Origin of the sequence: Marinomonas algicola (assembly GCF_014805825.1) — a bacterium.
In the GTDB taxonomy this organism is placed as follows: domain Bacteria; phylum Pseudomonadota; class Gammaproteobacteria; order Pseudomonadales; family Marinomonadaceae; genus Marinomonas; species Marinomonas algicola.
Map to the genome: position 1 here is coordinate 3,017,984 of NZ_CP061941.1, position 21,963 is coordinate 3,039,946.

Consider the following 21,963-nt stretch of genomic DNA (forward strand, 5'->3'; position numbering starts at 1 on the left):
TTGTTATTCATTGTATAACAAATTGAATTTTGTGTTATCTCAAATTCACCTTAGTATGCGAACACCTTACTTTTTAACCCTTGATTTTGAGTCCGACCATAATGATGTTGATTCGCCCTATTGAAAAAAATGATATTGATGCGCTTTATACAATGGCAGAGAATGCTGGCGTGGGGTTTACCTCTCTGCCAGCTGACAGACAATTATTAAAAGACAAAATGGCCGCTGCAGAAAAAGCCTTTAACAGCGATGATAACAATGAATCCAATCAGAGTTACCTGTTTGTTCTTGAAGATACCGAAAACCAAGCCATCGCCGGTGTTTGTGGTATTGAATCGGCCCTGGGTTTGGACTCTCCTTGGTACAATTATCGATTAGGCACACTGGTACATGCTTCACCTTCCTTAAAAGTCTACGGACAAAGCAAGACCTTAAGTTTAAGCAATGACCACACGGGTTATTCTGAACTTTGTACACTTTTTTTAAGCCAAGATTATCGTCACAGTAAAAACGGCAGTTTGCTTTCTAAAAGCCGTTTCATGTTCATGGCCAACTTTCCAAATAGATTTCACCAACGAGTTATCGCTGAAATGCGAGGCGTTAGCGATGATGAAGGAAACTCGCCTTTTTGGAACGGCTTAGGCGCTCATTTTTTCTCGATGCCCTTTGCCCAAGCTGATAATTTATCCGGTTTGGGGAACAAGTCATTTATTGCGGAGCTTATGCCTAAGCTGCCCATTTACATCGATTTACTCAGCCCATCCGTGCAAGCCGTTATTGGGCAAGTACACGAAAACACCCTACCAGCACTCAAAATGCTGGAAAACGAAGGGTTTCAGAACCTGGGCTACGTAGATATTTTTGATGGTGGTCCAACCATTGAAGCCGATGTTCGCCATATTCGCGCCATTAACCAAAATAAAATTTACCCGGTTTGTATTGGTCAACCCAGCTCAACTCATCTGCAAATAGTAAGTAATACAGGGTGTACTTCTTATCGCTGCACCTTAGCAAACGCGGACAAATTGCCCTCTGGTGAATTGCTGATTGACGCAAAAACAGCGAAGGCTCTTAACCTAAAAACAGGCGATCTTATTCGTTCCGTATCACTAAGCTCAACGTCATTGTCGTAATTTCTTATTATTTTTAGAGCAGATAATCATGCACGCAAAACAGCAACAACTTTCCGATACTTTAGTCATGGTCCGACCCGTTGACTTTGGATTTAATGAACAAACAGGGGACGATAATGCGTTCCAACATCGACCAGATAAAGACGAGCATGTTACCGAAAAAGCCCTGATTGAATTCCAAAACATGGTGAGTAACTTGCGCTCTGTAGGCCTAACCGTCTTAGTTTTAGAAAGCCGAACGACCCCACAAAAAACACCTGACGCCGTTTTCCCTAACAATTGGTTTTCCACTACTCAATCTGGAGATCTGCTTGTTTATCCTATGCATGCAGAGAACCGTCGACAAGAGAGAAGAATTAACGACTTAACAGAGTTACTTGAAAACAATCATTATAAAGTTAACAACACTCAAATTATCGGTCAATTTGACGAAAAAGAAGAGGTTCTAGAAGGCACTGGTGTGCTTATTTTTGATCATATTCACAATAGAATTTTTGCCGCCCAATCGGAGCGCTGCCACCCAGCACAGCTGGCACGTTTTGCGTCTGCAAGACAGTACAGTGAAACCTACTTGTTTCACACAACAAGCTCCTCTGGCTTACCCATTTATCATACGAACGTTATGATGAGCATCGGAGAAGGGTTTGCCGTTATTTGTGCCGACAGCATTACCGACAAAAGAGAATATCAAACCCTTAAGTCTGCTTTGGAAATGGATAGAGAAATCATTGAAATTAGCATGGAACAGACAGAAAAACATTTTTGCGCCAATATTCTGCATGTAACCAACAATCAAGGCGAACCCTATATTGTCATGTCTCAAAGTGCATTTAATGGTTTTACTCATACTCAGAAAACGCAACTAGAGAAATACGGCACCTTATTACCAAACCCAATCGATACGATTGAAAAAATTGGCGGCGGCAGTGCCCGTTGTATGATAGCCGAAATTTTTCTACCAAAAACGGCGTAGTCTAAACAAAATGAGCCAATGGAATGACCCAGCGTAAAGCGAACTAATCCCAGTTTGCTTTACGCAGAGCTTTTTTCTGACCCACTTTCTTTTTTGAAACAACCCGTTTTATTTTCGAGGCTTTGGTTGGTTTTGTCGGTCGGCGCGTTTTTTGCACCTTAATCGCATCTAAAATTAATGCTTTTAGCCGATTCAACGCGTCTTCTCTGTTTAATTCCTGTGTTCGATGCTGTTGCGCCTTTAATATAATTTCTCCATCACGAGTAATACGAGAATCACTCATGGCTAACAATCTTTCTTTATGGAAAGCGGGTAAAGAAGATTTTTCAATATCAAACCGCAGATGAATGGCGGAGGACACTTTATTAACGTTTTGTCCACCAGCCCCCTGGGAACGGATGGCCGTTAATTCAATTTCTTTGTCTGGTATCGATACCGCTAACGAAATTTGTAACATAGCATCTATTGTCTCTTGTTGTATTGAAATACCTCATAAACAGAGAGAGTATACCAGTCTCAGAACAAGTTCGCTTTTCACATCGTTTCCTTATAAAAAATCATATACAATTATTTGTATCGTTTATTCATTCTAAATAAAAGGAGCACAGAGATTGACTCAGTTTCGCCCATGTATCGACTTGCATCAAGGGAAAGTAAAGCAAATTGTTGGCGGTAGCCTGAACGATAAAGGTGCCAAGGAAAATTTCATCAGCGAACACGATGCTAGTTACTATGCGTCTTTATATAGAGAATACGGTTTGCGCGGCGGGCATGTTATTGCTCTTGGTAAAGGCAATAAAACCAAGTCATTAGACGCGTTAAAAGCGTACCCTCAAGGGTTGCAATTTGGTGGCGGCGTAACCGCAAGAAATGCGACTGAATTCTTAGAAGCGGGTGCATCTCATGTAATCGTTACATCATTTTTATTTGAAAACGATGAGTTTTCATGGGATCGATTAGATAAAATAAAAAGACAAACAGGCACCGAACGTTTGATTCTTGATTTAAGCTGTCGCCGTACTGAGTCAGGTTGGCGCATTGCAACCAATCGCTGGCAGACCGTCACTTCCACCCAAGTAAACAAAGAAAATTTAATCGAGTTGGCGGACCATTGTGACGAATTCTTAATACATGCCGCCGATGTTGAAGGCTTACAATCCGGTATCGATGATGAATTGGTGACCTTACTCGGTAGTCACTGCAGCATTCCTGTCACTTATGCAGGCGGCGCCCGATCCATAGAAGACTTACAAAAAGTAAATCTTTTATCGAATGGTAAAGTGGACCTCACAATAGGCAGTGCGCTTGATATTTTTGGTGGTCAAGGCATTACTTTGGAAGAATGCATTGAATGGAATAAACAACACGCGAAACAATAACCTGTCACTCATTCTCCCCTTAATGTAAAAGAGACTTCATCATTGATGGCTTTATCATAGCTGATCCAATCATTCTTTACACCGCTTAGGTTGGATCAGCGTGCTTCACTTCTCGACTTGCCCTCCCCCATGCATCATAATTGGTTCTATTTACCGTTAGACGCTGCAAAAGCAGCCTACATTGAGGTTTTACATGATAATGCACCGTTTAGGGCTTGCCACTCTCGCCCTACTGCTTAGCGCTTGTTCTACAACAACACAGGTTCTCGAAGAAAAGACCGCAACAACGCCGCCGCCCTCTGAGATGACAAACACAACACATCAGTCCGAGAATCATGATACGCTGCCGATTCAAGAAACGCTCAATGATCAAACAGTCTCGGAGACCATGACCTCCGTGAAATCAAAAACTGAGCAGGCGCCGACAGAATTCACCTCAAACAAAACATTGAATCAGCAAAATGAGCAAGAACGTCAAAACCTATTAAATAAAAGAGCTGAATTATCCGACAGCATTCAATTTAACGCTAAGAATTTAACCCTGGTTACGGGTAAATCCTTTTCCATTGGTCACTCGCATCGCTTCGACAATCAGCAAGAGATCACGACAATACAAGATGATATTCAGCATCTACAAAACCTAGCCGCTGCCATTCAACGAGAACAAGCACAACTCGAAAAGCGTATCGAGACACGCAAGTTATCCCCTAACAAAGCCGATTTAATACAGGTCTATTTATCAGAAGCCACTGTCGCTCAAGGTAACCACTCTTATCAAACAATGCCTCTTGTTGGTGAGTGGACTCGTGGTGAAAGTCGAATGATTAATATTAAGGACAAAGAATTATTCAATTCAGACTCTTCTGAGAAGATCGCCATCAGCTTCACCGAAGGCTACCACTTACTGATCAATGGCCAGTCCGTTATTAACGTAGACGCTAAAACGAATAAGAAAGAAGCCAGTTTCAACGTCAGCAATGACAAAAAGAGCGCGATCATCACAGGAAAAATAGACTACAAACTAAAGTAGTTCTTTTGTAAATCGCAGTTCTTGTGTAAATAGTCGTTCTTGTGTGAAACACTGACCAGAGTAATTTAATAAAATGGCGGCCGTAAGTAAGATTGCGTCAGCCATTTTATTCCCCTAATCAGTATTAATGCCTATTAATAATTAAGATAAAAAGTACCAATGGGATATGTAAAAATAAAAACACTTGATTTTGTGCGACAACAGCTAAAATAAAACTAGTAAAAGAAGTCAGTTGCATTAAAAACGAAGACATCTTCCACTCCTTACAACCCATTAATTTAATCACGAATTTTTGAAAATTCACGTTCAAGATCAAATTTCTTTGAAGTAACGTGCCTTTCCATCTCTGTCACACGACGGGTTGCTTCATCCAACCTTTCCTTCGCTCTGCGTAAGCGAACATTTGCACTGTCGGAATACTTAAACATTTTTTTGGGGCGATAGCTGTGTTGACGCTCATCGTACTCATATTCATACGCATCTTCCGCTGGTCTCGTGTCCAAAAACCACCAAAGCCCAATATAAGCCATGACACAAAACCCACCTAAAAATAAAAAGCCACCAAACGTAAATAAGCGCACAACCCAAGCATCAACATCGAAATGATCAGCTAAGCCAGCACAAACACCCCCAAGATAGCCTTTCTCCTTATTACGATAGAGATTCATCCCCCAACCTTGGTGCTTTTGCCCTTTAATATTACCTTTACATCGATACTTCATAATAATCACCTTATTGTCCTGCTAGAAAATTCCGTTATGAATCTAAATCGTCTGATTGAGTACGGCTTGATTTTGCATGCTCTTTGTAGCGCCAATCAGGACTTTCCACATCAAGAATTTTTTCTAACGCATCAATACGATCCGTTAATTTGTCGGCCACCATAAGCAAGGACTCTAACTCTTGCTTTTCAGACTGTTCTAACCCTTTAACCGATCGGGTCTTACTTCGGTAGTGCAAAAGTAGCCAAATAGGCGCGACCACAGTCATAAAAATAATGGTTGGCACGAATAAAAACACCGCCATACTCATATCAAAATCCTTACTGTTTAGAATGCATTAAAATCTTAAAATTAAACTACGGCTTAAAGTAAACGACTTTATTCGTTTACTTTTGTCATCTTTTCTTTCAGTTTAGCTAACTCATCATTAATTTTGTCATTATTTTCTAGCGCATCAATTTGTGATTTCAAATCCGTTTTAGATTCGGTTCCCATATCCATGGATTCGATTTGGCCTTCATAATCGTCCATGCGACGCTCAAAGCGTTCAAATTTATCAAACGCATCATCTATTGTGGCCTTGTTATTTTGGCGCTTCACTCTCAAACGGCTTTCCACACTGGATTGACGCATTAGCATGGCCTTTTGCTTGGCTTTAGCGTCCGTTAATTTGGTTTGTAATTGACCCACCTCTTCAGTTAAATGGTCAAGATGCTCATCCAAAGACGCCAATTCTTGGTCTACTATCTCTATTTCACGTTCAATTTGTTGCTTTTCATTAAGTGCGGCGCGGGCCAAATCTTCACGACCTTTTCCAATGGCTAACACGGCTTTCTCTTCCCATTCATGAGACTCTTGACGCATTCTATCTAAACGCCTTCCGGTTGTTTTTCGATCTGCAATCACTCTTGCTGAACTTGATCTTACTTCAACCAATGTCTCTTCCATTTCTTGGATCATCATGCGGATCATTTTCTGCGGATCCTCCGCCTTGTCCAACAGTGCAGTTAAGTTACTGTTAATAATATCCGTCATTCTTGAAAAAATACCCATGGCTAAACTCCTCATTGTTGACTGTGGTTTTGTATATGTACTTGATTCATTTACAAGCTTTATGCCAAAAGTATTAAGCAATTGATTTAAAAGAGTAAAAATAAAAAAACTAACGAAAGGAAATAGAAACCCGCCCAAAACATGGCCTTTAAAACCATTAAATGGTATAAAAAACCATTAAAAATGGTATTTAATACCTTATAGGTGGTCATGGATAATTATACGCAAAGAATAATCGGTAGCTCACAAGCGCTCTCTGACGCATTAGATCATGCCTCTTTACTCGCCAAGATAAATAGACCTGTTTTAGTGTGCGGAGAACGCGGTAGCGGTAAGGAAATGATCGCCCAAAGACTGCACTATTTATCGAATCGCTGGGATCAGCCCTATATCACGATTAATTGCGCGGCGATTAGCGAAAGCTTAATGGAAAGTGAGCTTTTTGGGCACGAAGCAGGTGCTTTCACTGGGGCGTCTAAATCCCACAAGGGGCACTTTGAAAAAGCCGACAAAGGCACCCTTTTCTTAGACGAGCTTGCTACCATGTCGTTGCGCTTACAGGAAAAATTACTGCGCTTAATTGAATACGGAGAATTTGAAAAACTCGGTGGCACTAAAACACTATCCGTTGACGTTAGGGTTATTGCCGCAACCAATGCAGACTTGGTGTCATTAAGTCAGATAGGTGAGTTCCGAGCCGATTTATTAGACCGGCTCGCTTTTGATGTTATCCAAGTTCCTCCCTTGAGAGCAAGACAAGATGACATAGAAGAACTCGCCAATTTTTTCGCCATAAGACTGACCTCTGAACTTCAATGGGATTACTTCCCAGGCTTTTCTGATAAATCACTACATGAGTTAAAAACACACCACTGGCCTGGAAACATAAGGGAGCTAAAAAACACAGTAGAACGCTCAGTTTATCGCTGGGGAGAGCAAGACACACAGATTGATACTATTATTATTGACCCTTTTAATGGTCTAACAAAGCACCCTATTCACACCCACAAGACCACCGACACAACGACACAGTCGGCCTTTCAAATAGAAAGCGGTCTGTCGCTAAAAGAACAAACCCAAAAGCTCCAAGTACATTTAGTAAAAGAGGCTCTCAAAAGCAACCAGCACAACCAGAAAAAAGCAGCCGACTCACTTGGTCTTAGTTACGATCAAATAAGAGGTCTCATTCGAAAACATGGGCTCAAATAGCCGATATCAAACCTTCCTATTTTATTTAATAGAAAAGCGTAGCCAGTATTAAGGGCCGCGATGATCGACAACTTCCGCTCCCTCCCGCTATCTCCCGCTATCTCCCGAAAAATGACACTTTCTTACAAAAAGAAAGTGAACTCACTTTTACAGCACAAATTTGGTATGTTAAAAAGACAACTCTCTTGCTAAGACTTAAGCAAAAGCAAGGCTAAACCAAACACAAGGAGTATCTTGCAATGCAGCTAACCCAATTACTCTATGCCAGCACCATCTGCGATGAATTATCTGTAGACGAAATAAACATGATTCTGAAATCATCGAGGAAGAACAATCCCGGTTCAGGCCTCACAGGGTTGCTGTATTTTAATCGTCGATATTTTTTACAGTGCATAGAAGGGGCAAGAACCGAGGTAAATGAGACCTTTCATCGTATCCAACAAGACACTAGACACAAAAACATCGTCATCCTTCATTATTCGGAGATTTCTGAGCGTTTTTTCCCAAATTGGGGGATGGGATACCTCACTGAGTCGAGCGCAACACAGTCTGTCTATATTCGTTTTGCTAACAATCCACTTTTTAACCCATACTTAATGAAAGGAGAGAGTGCCTTAGGCATGATAAAAGCGCTAAAAGCACTTAAAAGCGGCCAGCAATCACAGACCTAACGCGCTGTTTCATTTTACTTTCTTAGCGAGCCACTTAGCCATCACAGGTAAAAGATAAGTAGGTGCTTGAATTGCACCTGCAAGTGGTAAAAAAGCGGGACCTAATAGACTGCCGGCTATGGTATAAGTAAGCAAGACATTTCTATTCCCTGATGCTACAGCAGCCACAAACGCAAGTTCTACTCCTTTTACTCTGTATAGAAAAAAGCCACTGATAAAAAAACAGCCACATAACATGGTGGCAATCGCTAAATATTGATAAGCCAACATAGGCGACCTGTCCCACATCAAACGAAACTCACCAATCAAACCAAATGGAAAAGCAAAAACCAAGAGGACAGTATAAGGTGACACAGTCAATAAAAATCGAGAAACCTTTTCCGGACGTACAAACCGGTGAAGCAAAAAAGACAACAACATAGGCCCAAAAATAAAAATAACCAACCGTAAACAATACGACTGTATATCTAAAGCCATGCCATCCGAATGGGTAACGCATAACAGCAAGTAAATCGCGATTGGTAGCAAAAGCGTACTGGCTATGGTCATCGCCATCGCCATTAAGACATCAAAGCCTAACACTCTAATAATCGCCGGGGTTGCAAATAAAGAGCCTGTTGCTGCAACAGCGCCAATGGCCAACACTAACTCGTCTGTCGCCCCAAGCAGCAAGGACGCACCGATGCATAAAGCCATAAGGCCAAATGAGTGGTAACAAGCGTATTGCCATACGAGTGGTTTAACCAACATTCGAAGCAAAGCAGACGGTTTCATGCTTAATAGGGTAAGCACCATTAAGCTAAATAAGACATAAGGCAAAAAAGGGAAGAATGACAAGGAGTACTGAGGCATTAAAAAGCCAGCAATGGCAGCAACAAACATAAACACCAGTGAATGCTTTATGACAAAAGACAACATATAAAAATAGCCACATGAAAGACTGCTATAAAAAAACAGTCAGGAAAAGTAAAAAAGCGTGCGCAGTAAAAGCAGATTATTTCTTTAGCGAATAGCGTTTGTTTTCTTCAGGTAACTCAGGCATTTCAACAGGCCAGTTTTCCCGCGCTAAATCGAACGCTTCTCTTAGATTAGCCAGCTCATCTTTGGTACCATATTGTTGGACGTCCTTCTCCAATCGATTATTAGTGACGCCAAATTCAGACTTTGATACTAACAAAGTTGGAAAGAGTACTATTTTTTCAGACATAAATTTTCTCTATTGCATCCATATCTAGATATCTATCGTCACTCTATGGATAATCTTAAATAAACGCAATCCTCAAACGTGCAAACTCCTGGAAAAGCCATGAAATTTTTAATATCACCAGCAAAAACGCTTGATTTAACAAGCCAACCGCCAACCGAGCAACATTCTATCCCAGCATTTCTGGATAAATCGCAAACACTTATTACGACCATTAAACCTTACACGCCTGCCGACATTGCTAAACTCATGAAATTAAGCGATAAGCTTTCCACGTTGAATGTAGAACGCTATCAAGAATGGCAGCAGGAACATACAAAGGACAACAGCCGACAAGCGGTTTTCACCTTCATGGGAGATGTTTACACAGGTTTAGACGCCTATTCATTGAGCCATGAAGACATCCTCTATGCACAAGATAACCTGCGTATTTTAAGCGGTCTGTATGGGATATTAAAACCTCTTGATCTGATGCAAGCCTATCGATTAGAAATGGGCATAAAACTGGAAAACCCAAAAGGAGCAAACTTGTATCAATTTTGGAAAGATATTTTAGCCGATGAAATCAATCAAGAATTGGACAAAGATGAGTTACTTATTAATTTAGCCTCAAATGAATATTTTAAATCGGTTGATGTAAAGCAACTTAAAAATGACGTTATTTCTCCAGTGTTTCTGGATGAAAAAAATGGGCAATATAAAGTTATTAGCTTTTACGCAAAAAAAGCGCGCGGATTGATGGCTCGCTATTTAATCGAAAAACGCGGTCAAAATTATGACGCACTATTAAATTTTGATTACTCGGGATACCAATATAATAAGGAGAAGTCCACTTATAACGCGCCAGTATTTAGCCGACCAGAAAGTGCACAATGACCGAGACAGATTAAACAGATAAAAACACGTTAAGGTGATGATGGCTTGCTAACCGCCATCACCGACCTTTGCATTAACATAACCTCAAACGGCCACTAACCAGACCATTGACCCAAAGTCACTCGATCATTACCGGCATAGTCCTTTACCGTTGAGACATTGCTGTAACCTAGAGAGCGTAAGATTTGCTGACTCTTTTCGGCTTGCTCAAAACCGTGCTCAAAAGCCAACCAACCGGCCTTAATCAGATAGTTTCGTGCTTCTTGCGCAATAATCTGAATATCCGCATACCCAGCCAAATCGGCCACTAAGGCGGATTTCGGCTCAAAGCGAACATCGCCTTCGTCAAGGTGATGGTCAAGTGCATCAATGTAAGGAGGATTTGAAACAATTACATCAAAACCACATTGATCAACATTCGTAAACCAACGGCTTTGGTAAATTAGGGCATTCAGGTTTAATTTTTTGGCATTTTTTCGCGCCAGCAAAACGGCTTCCTCAATTAAATCAACCCCATGCACCAAAGCGGTAGATCGCTCAGACGCAATGGCCAAAGCAACCGCGCCAGTCCCTGTCCCCAAGTCCAACACTTTTGGAGCCGCTAAAGACGCGACTTTTTCTAAGGCTATTTCAACTAAAACCTCTGTGTCAGCCCTAGGTATTAAGGTACAAGGAGACACATCAAATTCTAAGGACCAAAACTCCTGAACCCCAAGCAAGTAGGCAATTGGCTCACCTGAAATACGAGCCGCTAGCAATTCGTTAAAAGCCGATCGTTGCTCACGATCAAGCGTTTTTTCTGGCCAGGTATACAGGTAAGATGTCTTGACTTGAAGAACATGAGACAGCAGCAATTGAGCGTCCAATTGAGCGCTATCAGAAAGGGCGACTAATTTAGCCGCCCCTTCTTGTAAACATTGATCAATTCTCATCTTATGTATTATCGTTACTTAATGCGGCTAATTGCTCAGCCTGATGCTCATTTATTAATGGGCTGACCAAAGAGTCCAGTTCACCGGCGACAATTTCATCTAGTTTATAAAGAGTAAGATTAATACGATGATCCGTTACCCTACCTTGAGGGTAGTTATAGGTACGAATTCGCTCAGAGCGATCACCACTGCCGACAAGAGACTTACGTGTCTCAGACTTTTCGGCCGCGTATTTTTCATCTTCTGCCGCCTGCAGTCTGGAGGCTAAAAGCGACATCGCTTTGGCTCTGTTTTTATGCTGTGAACGCTCTTCTTGACACTCAACAACCACACCCGTTGGGATGTGCGTCAGACGAATCGCTGAGTCCGTCTTGTTTACATGCTGACCACCCGCGCCTGACGCCCTGAAAGTATCAATTCTTAAGTCGGCTTTATTTATTTCTATTGCATCAACTTCATCCATTTCGGCCATAATCGCAACAGTACAAGCGGACGTATGTATACGACCTTGAGATTCAGTTGCAGGCACACGTTGAACACGATGCACACCCGATTCAAACTTCAGTTTAGAATAAGCACCTTCACCGACTATACGCGCAATCACTTCTTTAAAACCACCATGCTCGCCCTCGTTGGAGCTGATTATTTCAACTCTCCAACGCTGAGTTTCGGCATAACGAGAATACATACGAAATAAATCGCCAGCAAAAATGGAGGCTTCATCACCACCGGTTCCAGCGCGTACTTCTAGAAAGACATTACGGGAATCATTTGGGTCTTTTGGCAGCAATAGCTTTTGCAGTACTTCCAACAGCTCTTCTTTCTGTTGATTGCCCGATTTGAGTTCTTCTTGTCCCATTTCACGTAGATCAGGATCACTGTCAGAACACATCAACTCTGCTTCTTCAATGTTTTCCATAATTTGCTGAAAGCCTGTGAAACATTTCACTACAGGTTCAAGCTCGGCATATTCTTTTGAGTAAGAACGAAAAAGATCTTGATTCATGATGACTTCCGCTTCACCTAGCAAAGCAGACAACTCATCATAGCGATCCGATAAGGTTTCTAATTTTAATTTAATCGATTCTTTCATTATTTATTTTTTTCATCTGTAATGCCCAAAACTTGAGTCGCGATATCTAATGCGTACTGATCTTCATTTGCACCTGCCACTCTAAGATATTGAGTAGGTGAATTAATCAGCTTATTCATCAAGCTGTGTGCGAGTTTCTGTAAAACCTGCTCTGGCGTTTGACCAGCTTCAAGACTTTTAATGGCTTTCGCCAGCTCAAGCTGCTTTGTGGATTCAGCTTGTTGTCGATAGTTAACAATTATGTCTGAGACTTTTCTTGATTCAATGCTTTTTCGAAAAGCGACCACGCCATCATCAATGATGACCTCGGCCTCTTTTGCCGCATCGAGTCGAGCTTTTTGATTTTCTTGTATTACCGAATGAAGATCATCGACAGTATAGAGGTAGATGTCTTGAATCTCTTCAACTTCTGGCTCAATATCTCTTGGTACCGCGATATCAATTAACAACATTGGCTTGCGACGACGCTTAGCAATGGCTTTTTCAACCACACCTTTACCTATAATAGGCAGTTGACTCGCAGTCGATGAAATAACAATATCGGCTAAGGGTAAATACTCCGAAAGATCAGACAACAAAATGGCTTCAGCGCCCATTTCCTCGGCAAGAATTTGAGCGCGAGCAAGGGTTCTATTCGCCACAATAATTCTTTTAATACCACTTTCTTTTAAATGTTTTGCAACCAGTTCTATTGTTTGTCCTGCACCGATTAATAACGCGGTACTTTTTTTCACATCCGCAAAAATTCGCTGAGCCAAACTCACCGAAGCAAATGCAATAGACACTGGATTTTCACCAATGGTGGTATCCGTTCTTACTTGTTTAGCAATTGAGAAGGTCTTTTGAAAAAGTGTTTGTAGGTTTGAGCCTATGTACTTCCCTTCTTGGGATACCGCAAAGGCCGATTTAACTTGACCAAGAATCTGCGGCTCTCCTAAAACAAGAGAATCCAATCCCGATGCAACACGCATAATGTGACGAATGCTGTCATCTTCATGGTGGGTATAACAAAATTTGCGCAACTCATCTAAAGGAACACTATGGTATTCACTCAGCCATTCTACAATTTTATTTACTTTTCCATCATTTTCTACCGAACAATACAACTCGGTTCGGTTGCAAGTAGATACGATAACAGCCTCTTTCGCGAGCTCATGGTGAACCAGAGCCCCTAAGGCGTCATACATCTTCTCTGGAGCAAAGGCAACACGCTCACGAATTGAAACAGGGGCAGTTTTATGGTTGATACCAACCGTAACAAGCGGCATTCAAAAACTCTTCTTCAAGACTTAGGTCGTAAACACATAATCGAATTACACTCTTTCTATGAGACTTTCTATTAGGCTTTCTACTAGAGTAAGTCGATTGTGTGTATACATCGAATTTTAGTGCGTGCATTATACGTGTTATTCGTGCATTTTCGCACCCCATGACGTCAATAAAATCAAATCTATGTGGTCGCCATTTGCGACTATTACATCAAAATCTTTAATTTGATGTTGGCACCACCAAGATCGAACGTTACTATAATGAGAATCAATTTTAATTGAGACAACAATGCCATTTCCAAAACCACGTCACACACGACAAAAAGTACTTGCTATAAAGAGCAGACAAGCTCTGAGACGCCCTATTCAACCTATGAAGTCTGTTTTAAGCTTGACACTTTGTTTATTTGTTTTATCAGGCTGCAGTACATTCACGGCCAAAAACAAACTTGCTACCCGCCTTAACCCAATTGAAATAGACTTAAAGGCCACATCAATACAAGAAGCGTTAGTGGCTGAATTTTCACTTGCAAGAGGCGATAAAAAACAAGCCGTCAACCAATATCTCAACCTTGCTATTTCAGAACAAAACAGCACCCTTGCGGAAAAAGCGACATTAATTGCACTGTCTTTAAACGATCCGACGTTAATTATTCATGCAACAGATGTTTGGCTCTCTATAGACAATTCAGCCGCCAATGTTTATTCCATTCGCTTTAGAACCTTTACAATACAAGGCAACAAGGATCTGGCCGCTAAAGCGATAATACAAGCTTACAATGCCTCGGTCCCCTTAGATTTTTTAAGCAAAACCATTAACTCTTTTTCAACAACGCCAAAGCACCTTAAAAAAGTGAATGACGCGATAAACTCACTTCCCCAAGACATTCTTAGTGACACAGAAACTCGATCTGCTTTGATCCACTCAGCGTATTTTCAAGGGAACAATAAAGAAGCAAAAAATTCTGCTTTGGCTTTGCTTAATGACAGTAAAAAGAACAAACACCTGTTGCCCTCTGATATTTATTTCATATTAGGGTTGACGCAAAAACAAGATGGCCAAATTGAAGAAGCCATCACAACATTAGAGCAAGGCTTAGCTTATTATCCTGATGAGTTCACACTTATTTCTTCATTAATTGAATTTGAAATGGACAATGAAAATTTTGAAGCGGCCAAAGAACATTATACGAATGCAAGGTTATCAACCTTATACAAGGCTCAGCTATCCATTCATTATGTGAGTTTGTTAATACAAAATGATTTGTCATCGATCGCATTGAAAGTATTAGACCCTATAAATTATGAGGCGACAGGCTTTGCTGGCCGCTTTTATTTTTTAGAGGCGAACGCCCTTGCTAATTTAGGGGATAAAACCGAGGCGATAGAAAAGCTTAAACAAGTAGATGGCCCCTTGTTTAGTAACGCGATGGAGCAAATCATTGTATGGCTTTATGATCTTAACAGAGAGTCAGAGGTTAACGCCCTGATTGCGTCCCAATTTGAGCAAAGACAAAATGCTAATAACATATTAAACGTTATGCAATTTCACGAAAGTCAGCAGCACGTTAAATTAGCCATTGAGCTGGCCAATATGATTTTGTTAAAACAACCTGATGCCGCCGATGTCCGCTATAAAAAAGCACTTCTCGAAGACACCCTAGGCAACTGGCAACAAACTGAAGTCGACCTGCGCTTACTCATCAGTAAAGATCCCGAAAATGCTAACTATTTAAATGCACTTGGTTATACACTATTGATACGCACGCAACACTACGATGAAGCGATAGACTTGATTTCAGCCGCCTATGAATTGGATCCAGAAAATCCGGCCGTTATTGACAGCCTGGGTTGGGCCTATTATTTAAAAGGTAACCTTACAAAAGCTGAATTGCTGTTGAATGAAGCATGGACCCTTTTACCTGATGCTGAAATAGCCGCCCATTATGGTGAAACACTTTGGCAGCAAGAGAAATACGATGAAGCCATTATAGTATGGCAACACGCAATTGATAGCTCTCCAAGCCACCCAGCATTAGTAGAAACGCTGAATCGACTTAACCCATCAATGCTCGAATAAGCGAATCGGATAGGATAGGATAGGATAGGATTTATAATTATGCGAATAGGTTTTATTATTACGACTCTGATGTTCATTTCAGGATGCAGTAATACACCAAAAAATACGACACCAAAGCCACTTACGGTTGATGCCATTTCGCAATGGGAGACGGTTGGGCGAGTTGGTATACGCACAGAAGAAGACGCACTCTCTGGCAATTTTAATTGGTTTCAAAATAACGCAACATTTGATCTTTCCATTGTTGGGCCGTTTGGGCAGGGATCAACGCTCTTGACACAAACAGCGCCCGGTCAAGTTGAATTAAAATACGAAGATAACATCATTCAAGGAACATCCGCTCGAACATTATTAAGTGACCATTTTGGCTGGCAATTTCCTGTTGACCAAATAGCTTATTGGATAAGAGGACTGCCCTCACCGAGTAGCCCTTATGAAGTTAGCAATGGCTTTCGTTCCGAGCGCCCAGAAGAAATCATTCAAGATGGCTGGATCGTGACCTATAAAGATTACAGTACCATAGATGGGCTGGAACTTCCAAGTAAACTACAAGCCTCTAACCCACCCTTTCGAGTGAATTTGATTATCACACAATGGACAATAAAATAGACACGTTAACACTGCCTTCGCCTGCCAAATTAAATTTATTTTTACACATTATTGGCAGGAGAAAAGATGGTTATCATTTATTGGAAACACTTTTTCAATTCATTGAGTTTCATGACACATTACACTTTGAGTCGAACTTAAAAGACAACATAACGGTTTCACCGACCATTGATGACTTACCTGTAGAAGACAATCTGGTTTTTAAAGCCGCGTCAAAACTTCTCCCTTTTAGAAAAAACACACGTTTTGGCACCCATATTCACTTAGATAAAAACCTACCTATGGGGGCTGGTATTGGCGGTGGAAGTTCCAACGCGGCAACCACCTTACTGGCTCTTAACGAACTTTGGGAATGCCAACTCTCGCTCGACGAACTCGCGGATATTGGTTTATCGCTTGGGGCCGATGTGCCTATTTTCGTTCATGGAAAAAGCGCTTTTGCTGAAGGGGTAGGAGAAAAGCTGACCTTTGTTGAACCGCAAACACCGACCTATCTATTGATTAAACCCAACGTTCATGTCAACACTGGTCAAATTTTTACCGATAAACGTTTGACAAGAGACACCTTGCCCATCAAAATATCGCACGTCTTAACACTGGACGGGCATAATGATTGTCTAAACGTTGTAAGAGAACTCTATCCTGACGTGAACGAGGCGTTTCTTTGGCTTAAAAATCAAGGAGATGTAAAACTCACGGGCACTGGAGCCTGTCTTTTTTTAGCGTTTAAACAAAAAGCGGATGCTGAACGGGTAAAGCAAGCAGTGCCAAAAAAATGGCAATCTTGGATATGCAATGGAAGCAATACCTCATTAACGCACACAGCACTTGACCAGTGGGTAGAAAAAAATCGAAAAAAGTAGATCTGAGATACTCTTTTTAATCTTAGCTAACTGAGAGCTGTTTTTTCCGTATACGCTTCTATTCATCACGAACAATTTAATACAAAAGGTATTCACAGTGTCCAAGTTGATGGTTTTTACCGGTAATGCAAACCCTGAACTCGCTCGCCGAGTAGTTCGCCGCCTAGGTTTACCTATTGGCAACGCTACTGTTGGCAAATTCAGTGACGGAGAAATCACAGTCGAGATAAACGAAAACGTCCGCGGTAAAGACGTTTTTATCATTCAGTCTACTTGCGCGCCAAGTAATGATAACCTGATGGAACTGATTGTTATGGCAGACGCTCTGCGTCGAGCGTCTGCTAGTCGAGTCACCGCGGTCATTCCTTATTTTGGCTACGCTCGTCAAGACCGTCGTGTTCGCTCTGCACGTGTCCCTATCACCGCAAAAGTAGTGGCTGATATGATCTCTGCTGTTGGGATCAACCGCGTACTGACTGTCGACCTTCATGCGGATCAAATTCAAGGCTTCTTTGACATTCCAGTAGACAACGTTTATGGAACACCTTTATTGCTTGATGACTTGCAACGCCAAGGTTATGAGAACATCACGGTTGTTTCTCCTGATGTTGGCGGTGTTGTTCGCGCAAGAGCGTTTGCAAAGTTACTGGATGATGCAGACCTAGCCATCATAGACAAACGTCGCCCACGAGCCAACGAAGCACAAATCATGCATTTAATTGGTGATGTAGCCGGCAAAACATGCGTATTAATCGACGATATGTGTGATACTGGCGGAACCTTGTGCGCAGCGGCAAAAGCCTTAAAAGAACATGGCGCCGAAAGGGTCTTAGCGTATTGCACCCACCCTATTCTGTCCGGCAAAGCCATTGAAAATGTCACTAACTCTGTTTTAGATGAATTGGTTGTTACTGACACCATCCCTCTAAGACAAGATGCGCTTGAATGCCCAAAAATTCGCCAACTGTCCATGTCGGATATTTTGGCAGAAGCTGTTCGTCGCGTATGCAACGAAGAGTCTATTAGTGCTATGTTTGGTGCCTAACCCAAAACCAAACGCATTTGCTCGGGGCCGGTCGCAGTCTTGGGCTAACTATACTTAATTTTAGGAATACAAAATGTCATTAACAATTAATGCAAACACTCGTGAACTACATGGCAAAGGTGCGAGCCGCCGCCTACGTAAAGAATATTTAGTTCCTGGTGTAATCTACGGTGGTTCTTCTGAGCCTCAGTCTATTTCTTTTGCCGTAAACGAGTTAAACAAAGCAATTGAAAACCCAGCCTTCTTCACTAGCATCATCGAAGTAACCGTTGCAGGCAAGCCAGAGAAAGCTATCATCAAAGCACTTCAACGTCACCCAGCACGTCCTGAAGTTCTTCATATTGACCTTCTACGCGTTGAAGAAAACACAGTTATTACGACTCGTGTTCCTTTAAGCTTTGTTGGCGCTGCAACAAGCCCTGGTGTTAAAACTCAAGGCGGTCGTCTGGTTGTTGAAGCGAAACTTGCTGAAGTTCGTTGCTTACCAGCTAACCTTCCTGCTGAACTTGTTGTTGATTGTAACAACGCTCAATTAGGCGATATCTATCACCTTTCTGACGCAGCTATTCCAGAAGGCGTTGAACTTATTGCATTGTTGAAAGGCGAAGATCACAACCAACCAATTGGTCGTATCGACAAGTCTAAACGTTAAGATTATTGAAGGCAGTATTGTGGCGAGTTTTAAATTATTAGTTGGTCTGGGTAATCCTGGTGCTGAATATGATAACACCCGCCATAATGCTGGCGCTCAATACATAAAGGCATTGGCTCAACAGAGCCAATGCCTTTTGCGTTTTGAAAAAAAGTTTTCAGGTGAATTTGGAAAAGTTTCTATTGGTGGAAAAGAATGCTACTTGTTGATTCCAACCACTTATATGAATTTGAGCGGCTCAGCCGTCCAAGCATTGTGTCAATTTTATAAAATACAACCTCAAGAAGTATTCGTTATCCATGACGAGCTAGATCTCCCTCCCGGCACAGCAAAACTTAAAGTCGGCGGAGGACATGGTGGACATAATGGACTCAAAGACATTATCTCAAAACTTGGTAATAACCGTGATTTCGGTCGCTTACGTATTGGTATTGGGCACCCAGGTCACGCCAGTAAAGTAGCCGGTTACGTTTTAACCAAAGCGCCCTCCACAGAATTTCTAAAGATTGAACACGCGATTGATGAATCCCTTCGATATACAGATGATATCGTAGCTGGCAACTTTAATAACGTGATGAATACACTGCACAGCTTCAAAGCTTAAACATTTATATTATATTCAGGAATTATTATGGGTTTTAATTGCGGCATCGTCGGATTACCAAATGTCGGTAAATCCACTCTATTCAATGCACTTACCAAAGCGGGTATTGGTGCTGAAAACTTCCCTTTTTGTACAATCGAGCCGAATGCTGGTGTGGTGGCTATGCCAGACCCACGCCTTGATGCGCTGTCAGCCATCGTTAAACCTGAAAAGGTATTAGCGACTACAATGGAGTTTGTCGATATTGCCGGTCTAGTTGAAGGGGCCTCAAAAGGGGAAGGGCTAGGCAATAAGTTCTTGGCAAACATTCGTGAAACGGATGCCATTGCACACGTTGTACGCTGCTTTGAAGATGAGAACGTTATTCACGTTGCCAATAAAATCGACCCCAAAGCAGACATTGAAATCATCAATCTTGAACTGATTTTTGCCGATATCGAATCAATCGATAAACAAATTGTCCGCACGGCGAAAAATGCAAAAAGCGGCAATAAAGAAGCGATGGCTCACAAGCTCTTTTTAGAAAAGCTTAAAGCGCATTTAGAAGACGGATTTCCAGTTCGTTCATTGGAAATGACGGACGATGAAGCAAAAGAAGTTAAAGCACTTCACCTTCTTACAACAAAGCCCACCATGTACATTGCAAACGTGGCAGAGGACGGGTTTGAAGATAATCCACACCTTGACCAAGTAAAGGCCATTGCTGAGTCTGAGGGCGCCATGGTGGTTCCTATTTGCAATCAGCTAGAAGCCGAAATCTCCGAACTTAATGCGGAAGAAATGCAAGAGTTCCTTGATGAAATGGGAATGGAAGAGCCTGGCTTGGATCGTGTTATCCGCGCCGGTTACGAGTTACTTGGTCTACAAACCTATTTCACAGCGGGTGTAAAAGAAGTTCGCGCCTGGACGGTAAAGCAAGGGGCAACCGCACCACAAGCCGCTGGCGTCATCCACACAGACTTTGAGAAAGGCTTTATTCGTGCCGAAGTCGTTGCTTACGATGACTTTATTTCTTATAAGGGCGAAAACGGCGCGAAAGAGGCAGGTAAGTGGCGTTTAGAAGGCAAAGAATACATTGTAAAAGACGGCGATGTGATGCATTTCCGCTTCAATGTATAGAATTATTAAATAGTTAGCGATATTTTCAGAAAAAAGCTTGACCCGATAAGGCCATATATGAATAATATCGCACCCAGAGACACGGCATCGAACAAAAGATAATTTGTCTCTGGTTTGCAATTGGGGTATCGCCAAGCGGTAAGGCAACAGGTTTTGATCCTGTCATGCGTAGGTTCGAATCCTGCTACCCCAGCCATTTGCAAACAGTGTTAGGAAAGTAATTATGGCTATGTAGCTCAGTTGGTTAGAGCACATCACTCATAATGATGGGGTCACTAGTTCGAATCTAGTCATAGCCACCATTAATTACTAAAATTTGGGGTATCGCCAAGCGGTAAGGCAACAGGTTTTGATCCTGTCATGCGTAGGTTCGAATCCTGCTACCCCAGCCAATTTCCCTAATACAGAAAGGCTATGTAGCTCAGTTGGTTAGAGCACATCACTCATAATGATGGGGTCACTAGTTCGAATCTAGTCATAGCCACCATACAATTTGGTTATTTGGGGTATCGCCAAGCGGTAAGGCAACAGGTTTTGATCCTGTCATGCGTAGGTTCGAATCCTGCTACCCCAGCCAATTTAATACCCTCTTTGAACAACACCCATTTCTTATTTTAACTCCTTTCATTCTGATACCTCTCTATTTGCAATAAGATGCAATCTTTATTAGTCAAATACAAGTTCAAAAGTTTATACTAATCTAAATCTTCAATAACATGGATAATCTTATTATGAGAGCTGCTCTACTCCTTTCTTCTTTAGTTCTTGCTAGCACGGCCCACGCTGATGTTTTAGGTTTAACCGCTGAAATTGGTGCATTTTCACCCGATGCAACAGTTAAGTTTTCGGATCACAATACCCCAAGCAACACGACCGATATGGACGCTGATAGCAGTCGCTATTACGGTATTGCTTTTGAACACCCACTGCCACTGATTCCGAATATTCGTCTTCAGGGCACAAGTCTAGAGTCTGAGGGAACCGTCACCTCAAATGTGATTTTTGACGGACAAGTATTATCAGGCCAAGCAAAGCTTGATTTATCACATACCGACTACACCTTTTATTACGAATTTTTAGATGGGTTGCTTTGGCTAGATCTTGACGCAGGCTTAACGCTAAGAGACTTTGACGGATCAATTGAACTTAACTCTGAGAAGAGTGATTTGTCAGAAATTATTCCTATGGGATACATATCGGCCTACGCAAAGATACCTGGAACCAGCGTTTCCGTTGGCGGTGAATTAAAAACCATGGCGTATGGCGACTCAAGCATTACTGACACAACAATCAAAGTAAAATATGAAACACCGTTCTTAGTTGGCATTGAAGGCGGCTATCGCTCTATGGATATCGATTTAGTGGATGTTGACAATAAAGATGTTTACAGTGAAAGCTCAGGTGTATTTATAGGCGCTTTTATCGATTTCTAAACCCCACCCAACGCC

24 protein-coding genes and 5 tRNA genes are annotated in these 21,963 nt (G+C 41.7%); 20 read left to right on the forward strand and 9 right to left on the reverse strand.

Annotation, left to right across the window (positions count from 1 at the left end; all coding sequences use genetic code 11):
• Window positions 1-101 precede the first annotated feature (101 nt).
• Together astA and ctlX are read left to right on the forward strand one after the other, a co-directional pair.
• On the forward strand, window positions 102-1,133 hold the full coding sequence (gene astA, locus IEZ33_RS13760) for an arginine N-succinyltransferase (RefSeq protein ID WP_191600609.1): 1,032 nt from the start codon (window positions 102-104) through the stop codon (window positions 1,131-1,133).
• A 28-nt stretch (window positions 1,134-1,161) separates the two neighbouring features.
• The gene (ctlX, locus tag IEZ33_RS13765; protein WP_191600610.1) at window positions 1,162-2,106 is read left to right on the forward strand and encodes a citrulline utilization hydrolase CtlX; all 945 of its coding nucleotides are present in this window, start codon (window positions 1,162-1,164) and stop codon (window positions 2,104-2,106) included.
• Window positions 2,107-2,149: 43 nt separating this feature from the next.
• On the opposite strand, the gene arfB is transcribed toward ctlX, so the two are convergent.
• Window positions 2,150-2,563: an alternative ribosome rescue aminoacyl-tRNA hydrolase ArfB gene (gene arfB, locus IEZ33_RS13770; protein WP_191600611.1), complete on the reverse strand. Its 414-nt coding sequence runs from the start codon at window positions 2,561-2,563 to the stop codon at window positions 2,150-2,152.
• Window positions 2,564-2,717: 154 nt separating this feature from the next.
• On the opposite strand from arfB, the gene hisA reads away from it, so the two are divergent.
• Together hisA and IEZ33_RS13780 are read left to right on the forward strand one after the other, a co-directional pair.
• Window positions 2,718-3,485, forward strand: coding sequence for a phosphoribosylformimino-5-aminoimidazole carboxamide ribotide isomerase (hisA, locus tag IEZ33_RS13775; RefSeq protein ID WP_191600612.1), 768 nt, complete (start codon window positions 2,718-2,720; stop codon window positions 3,483-3,485).
• Between the two features lie 193 nt (window positions 3,486-3,678).
• The gene (locus tag IEZ33_RS13780; RefSeq protein ID WP_191600613.1) at window positions 3,679-4,515 is read left to right on the forward strand and encodes a hypothetical protein; all 837 of its coding nucleotides are present in this window, start codon (window positions 3,679-3,681) and stop codon (window positions 4,513-4,515) included.
• A gap of 278 nt (window positions 4,516-4,793) precedes the next feature.
• Here the strand turns inward: IEZ33_RS13780 and IEZ33_RS13785 are convergent, their stop codons facing one another.
• The 3 genes from IEZ33_RS13785 to pspA form a co-directional block, all read right to left on the reverse strand.
• Complete coding sequence (locus IEZ33_RS13785) at window positions 4,794-5,237, reverse strand: PspC domain-containing protein (RefSeq protein ID WP_191600614.1); 444 nt, start codon at window positions 5,235-5,237, stop codon at window positions 4,794-4,796.
• A gap of 34 nt (window positions 5,238-5,271) precedes the next feature.
• On the reverse strand, window positions 5,272-5,547 hold the full coding sequence (gene pspB / locus IEZ33_RS13790) for an envelope stress response membrane protein PspB (protein ID WP_191600615.1): 276 nt from the start codon (window positions 5,545-5,547) through the stop codon (window positions 5,272-5,274).
• A 68-nt stretch (window positions 5,548-5,615) separates the two neighbouring features.
• Window positions 5,616-6,290 (reverse strand): phage shock protein PspA, encoded by a 675-nt coding sequence (gene pspA, locus IEZ33_RS13795; RefSeq protein ID WP_191600616.1) that lies wholly within the window; start codon window positions 6,288-6,290, stop codon window positions 5,616-5,618.
• 210 nt (window positions 6,291-6,500) lie between these two features.
• On the opposite strand from pspA, the gene pspF reads away from it, so the two are divergent.
• Complete coding sequence (gene pspF, locus IEZ33_RS13800; RefSeq protein WP_191600617.1) at window positions 6,501-7,499, forward strand: phage shock protein operon transcriptional activator; 999 nt, start codon at window positions 6,501-6,503, stop codon at window positions 7,497-7,499.
• A gap of 239 nt (window positions 7,500-7,738) precedes the next feature.
• A complete protein-coding gene (locus tag IEZ33_RS13805; protein ID WP_191600618.1) occupies window positions 7,739-8,170 on the forward strand; it encodes a BLUF domain-containing protein in 432 nt (143 codons plus the stop codon).
• A gap of 9 nt (window positions 8,171-8,179) precedes the next feature.
• Here the strand turns inward: IEZ33_RS13805 and IEZ33_RS13810 are convergent, their stop codons facing one another.
• A complete protein-coding gene (locus tag IEZ33_RS13810; protein ID WP_191600619.1) occupies window positions 8,180-9,088 on the reverse strand; it encodes a hypothetical protein in 909 nt (302 codons plus the stop codon).
• Between the two features lie 76 nt (window positions 9,089-9,164).
• Complete coding sequence (locus IEZ33_RS13815; protein WP_191600620.1) at window positions 9,165-9,377, reverse strand: hypothetical protein; 213 nt, start codon at window positions 9,375-9,377, stop codon at window positions 9,165-9,167.
• A 99-nt stretch (window positions 9,378-9,476) separates the two neighbouring features.
• Between IEZ33_RS13815 and yaaA the strand changes: the two genes are divergently transcribed.
• A complete protein-coding gene (yaaA, locus tag IEZ33_RS13820) occupies window positions 9,477-10,250 on the forward strand; it encodes a peroxide stress protein YaaA (protein WP_191600621.1) in 774 nt (257 codons plus the stop codon).
• Between the two features lie 95 nt (window positions 10,251-10,345).
• Here the strand turns inward: yaaA and prmC are convergent, their stop codons facing one another.
• From prmC to hemA, 3 genes are read right to left on the reverse strand one after another with little or no spacing between them, the layout of a single operon-like run.
• The gene (gene prmC, locus IEZ33_RS13825; RefSeq protein ID WP_191600622.1) at window positions 10,346-11,182 is read right to left on the reverse strand and encodes a peptide chain release factor N(5)-glutamine methyltransferase; all 837 of its coding nucleotides are present in this window, start codon (window positions 11,180-11,182) and stop codon (window positions 10,346-10,348) included.
• A 1-nt stretch (window position 11,183) separates the two neighbouring features.
• Window positions 11,184-12,275 (reverse strand): peptide chain release factor 1, encoded by a 1,092-nt coding sequence (prfA, locus tag IEZ33_RS13830; RefSeq protein ID WP_191600623.1) that lies wholly within the window; start codon window positions 12,273-12,275, stop codon window positions 11,184-11,186.
• Window positions 12,275-13,543 (reverse strand): glutamyl-tRNA reductase, encoded by a 1,269-nt coding sequence (gene hemA / locus IEZ33_RS13835; protein ID WP_191600624.1) that lies wholly within the window; start codon window positions 13,541-13,543, stop codon window positions 12,275-12,277. The genes prfA and hemA overlap by 1 nt, the downstream gene beginning before the upstream one ends.
• A gap of 289 nt (window positions 13,544-13,832) precedes the next feature.
• Here hemA and IEZ33_RS13840 point away from each other — a divergent pair, with 289 nt between their 5' ends.
• From IEZ33_RS13840 to IEZ33_RS13900, 13 genes are all read left to right on the forward strand, one after another.
• On the forward strand, window positions 13,833-15,623 hold the full coding sequence (locus IEZ33_RS13840; protein ID WP_191600625.1) for a tetratricopeptide repeat protein: 1,791 nt from the start codon (window positions 13,833-13,835) through the stop codon (window positions 15,621-15,623).
• Between the two features lie 39 nt (window positions 15,624-15,662).
• On the forward strand, window positions 15,663-16,232 hold the full coding sequence (gene lolB / locus IEZ33_RS13845) for a lipoprotein insertase outer membrane protein LolB (protein ID WP_191600626.1): 570 nt from the start codon (window positions 15,663-15,665) through the stop codon (window positions 16,230-16,232).
• Window positions 16,217-17,095, forward strand: coding sequence for a 4-(cytidine 5'-diphospho)-2-C-methyl-D-erythritol kinase (gene ispE / locus IEZ33_RS13850; protein ID WP_191600627.1), 879 nt, complete (start codon window positions 16,217-16,219; stop codon window positions 17,093-17,095). The genes lolB and ispE overlap by 16 nt, the downstream gene beginning before the upstream one ends.
• 97 nt (window positions 17,096-17,192) lie before the next feature.
• Complete coding sequence (locus tag IEZ33_RS13855) at window positions 17,193-18,140, forward strand: ribose-phosphate pyrophosphokinase (RefSeq protein WP_191600628.1); 948 nt, start codon at window positions 17,193-17,195, stop codon at window positions 18,138-18,140.
• A gap of 73 nt (window positions 18,141-18,213) precedes the next feature.
• On the forward strand, window positions 18,214-18,792 hold the full coding sequence (locus tag IEZ33_RS13860; RefSeq protein WP_191600629.1) for a 50S ribosomal protein L25/general stress protein Ctc: 579 nt from the start codon (window positions 18,214-18,216) through the stop codon (window positions 18,790-18,792).
• A gap of 19 nt (window positions 18,793-18,811) precedes the next feature.
• A complete protein-coding gene (pth, locus tag IEZ33_RS13865; protein WP_191600630.1) occupies window positions 18,812-19,396 on the forward strand; it encodes an aminoacyl-tRNA hydrolase in 585 nt (194 codons plus the stop codon).
• A gap of 27 nt (window positions 19,397-19,423) precedes the next feature.
• Complete coding sequence (gene ychF / locus IEZ33_RS13870; protein ID WP_191600631.1) at window positions 19,424-20,515, forward strand: redox-regulated ATPase YchF; 1,092 nt, start codon at window positions 19,424-19,426, stop codon at window positions 20,513-20,515.
• 121 nt (window positions 20,516-20,636) lie between these two features.
• Window positions 20,637-20,711: transfer RNA gene (locus IEZ33_RS13875), tRNA-Gln, on the forward strand.
• A 29-nt stretch (window positions 20,712-20,740) separates the two neighbouring features.
• Window positions 20,741-20,817: transfer RNA gene (locus IEZ33_RS13880), tRNA-Met, on the forward strand.
• Window positions 20,818-20,832: 15 nt separating this feature from the next.
• A tRNA-Gln gene (locus tag IEZ33_RS13885) sits at window positions 20,833-20,907 on the forward strand.
• An 18-nt stretch (window positions 20,908-20,925) separates the two neighbouring features.
• Window positions 20,926-21,002 (forward strand) — tRNA-Met (locus tag IEZ33_RS13890).
• 15 nt (window positions 21,003-21,017) lie between these two features.
• Window positions 21,018-21,092: transfer RNA gene (locus IEZ33_RS13895), tRNA-Gln, on the forward strand.
• A 154-nt stretch (window positions 21,093-21,246) separates the two neighbouring features.
• Window positions 21,247-21,948, forward strand: a complete 702-nt coding sequence (locus IEZ33_RS13900; RefSeq protein ID WP_191600632.1) for a TIGR04219 family outer membrane beta-barrel protein — start codon at window positions 21,247-21,249, stop codon at window positions 21,946-21,948.
• The last annotated feature ends 15 nt before the right edge of the window (window positions 21,949-21,963 follow it).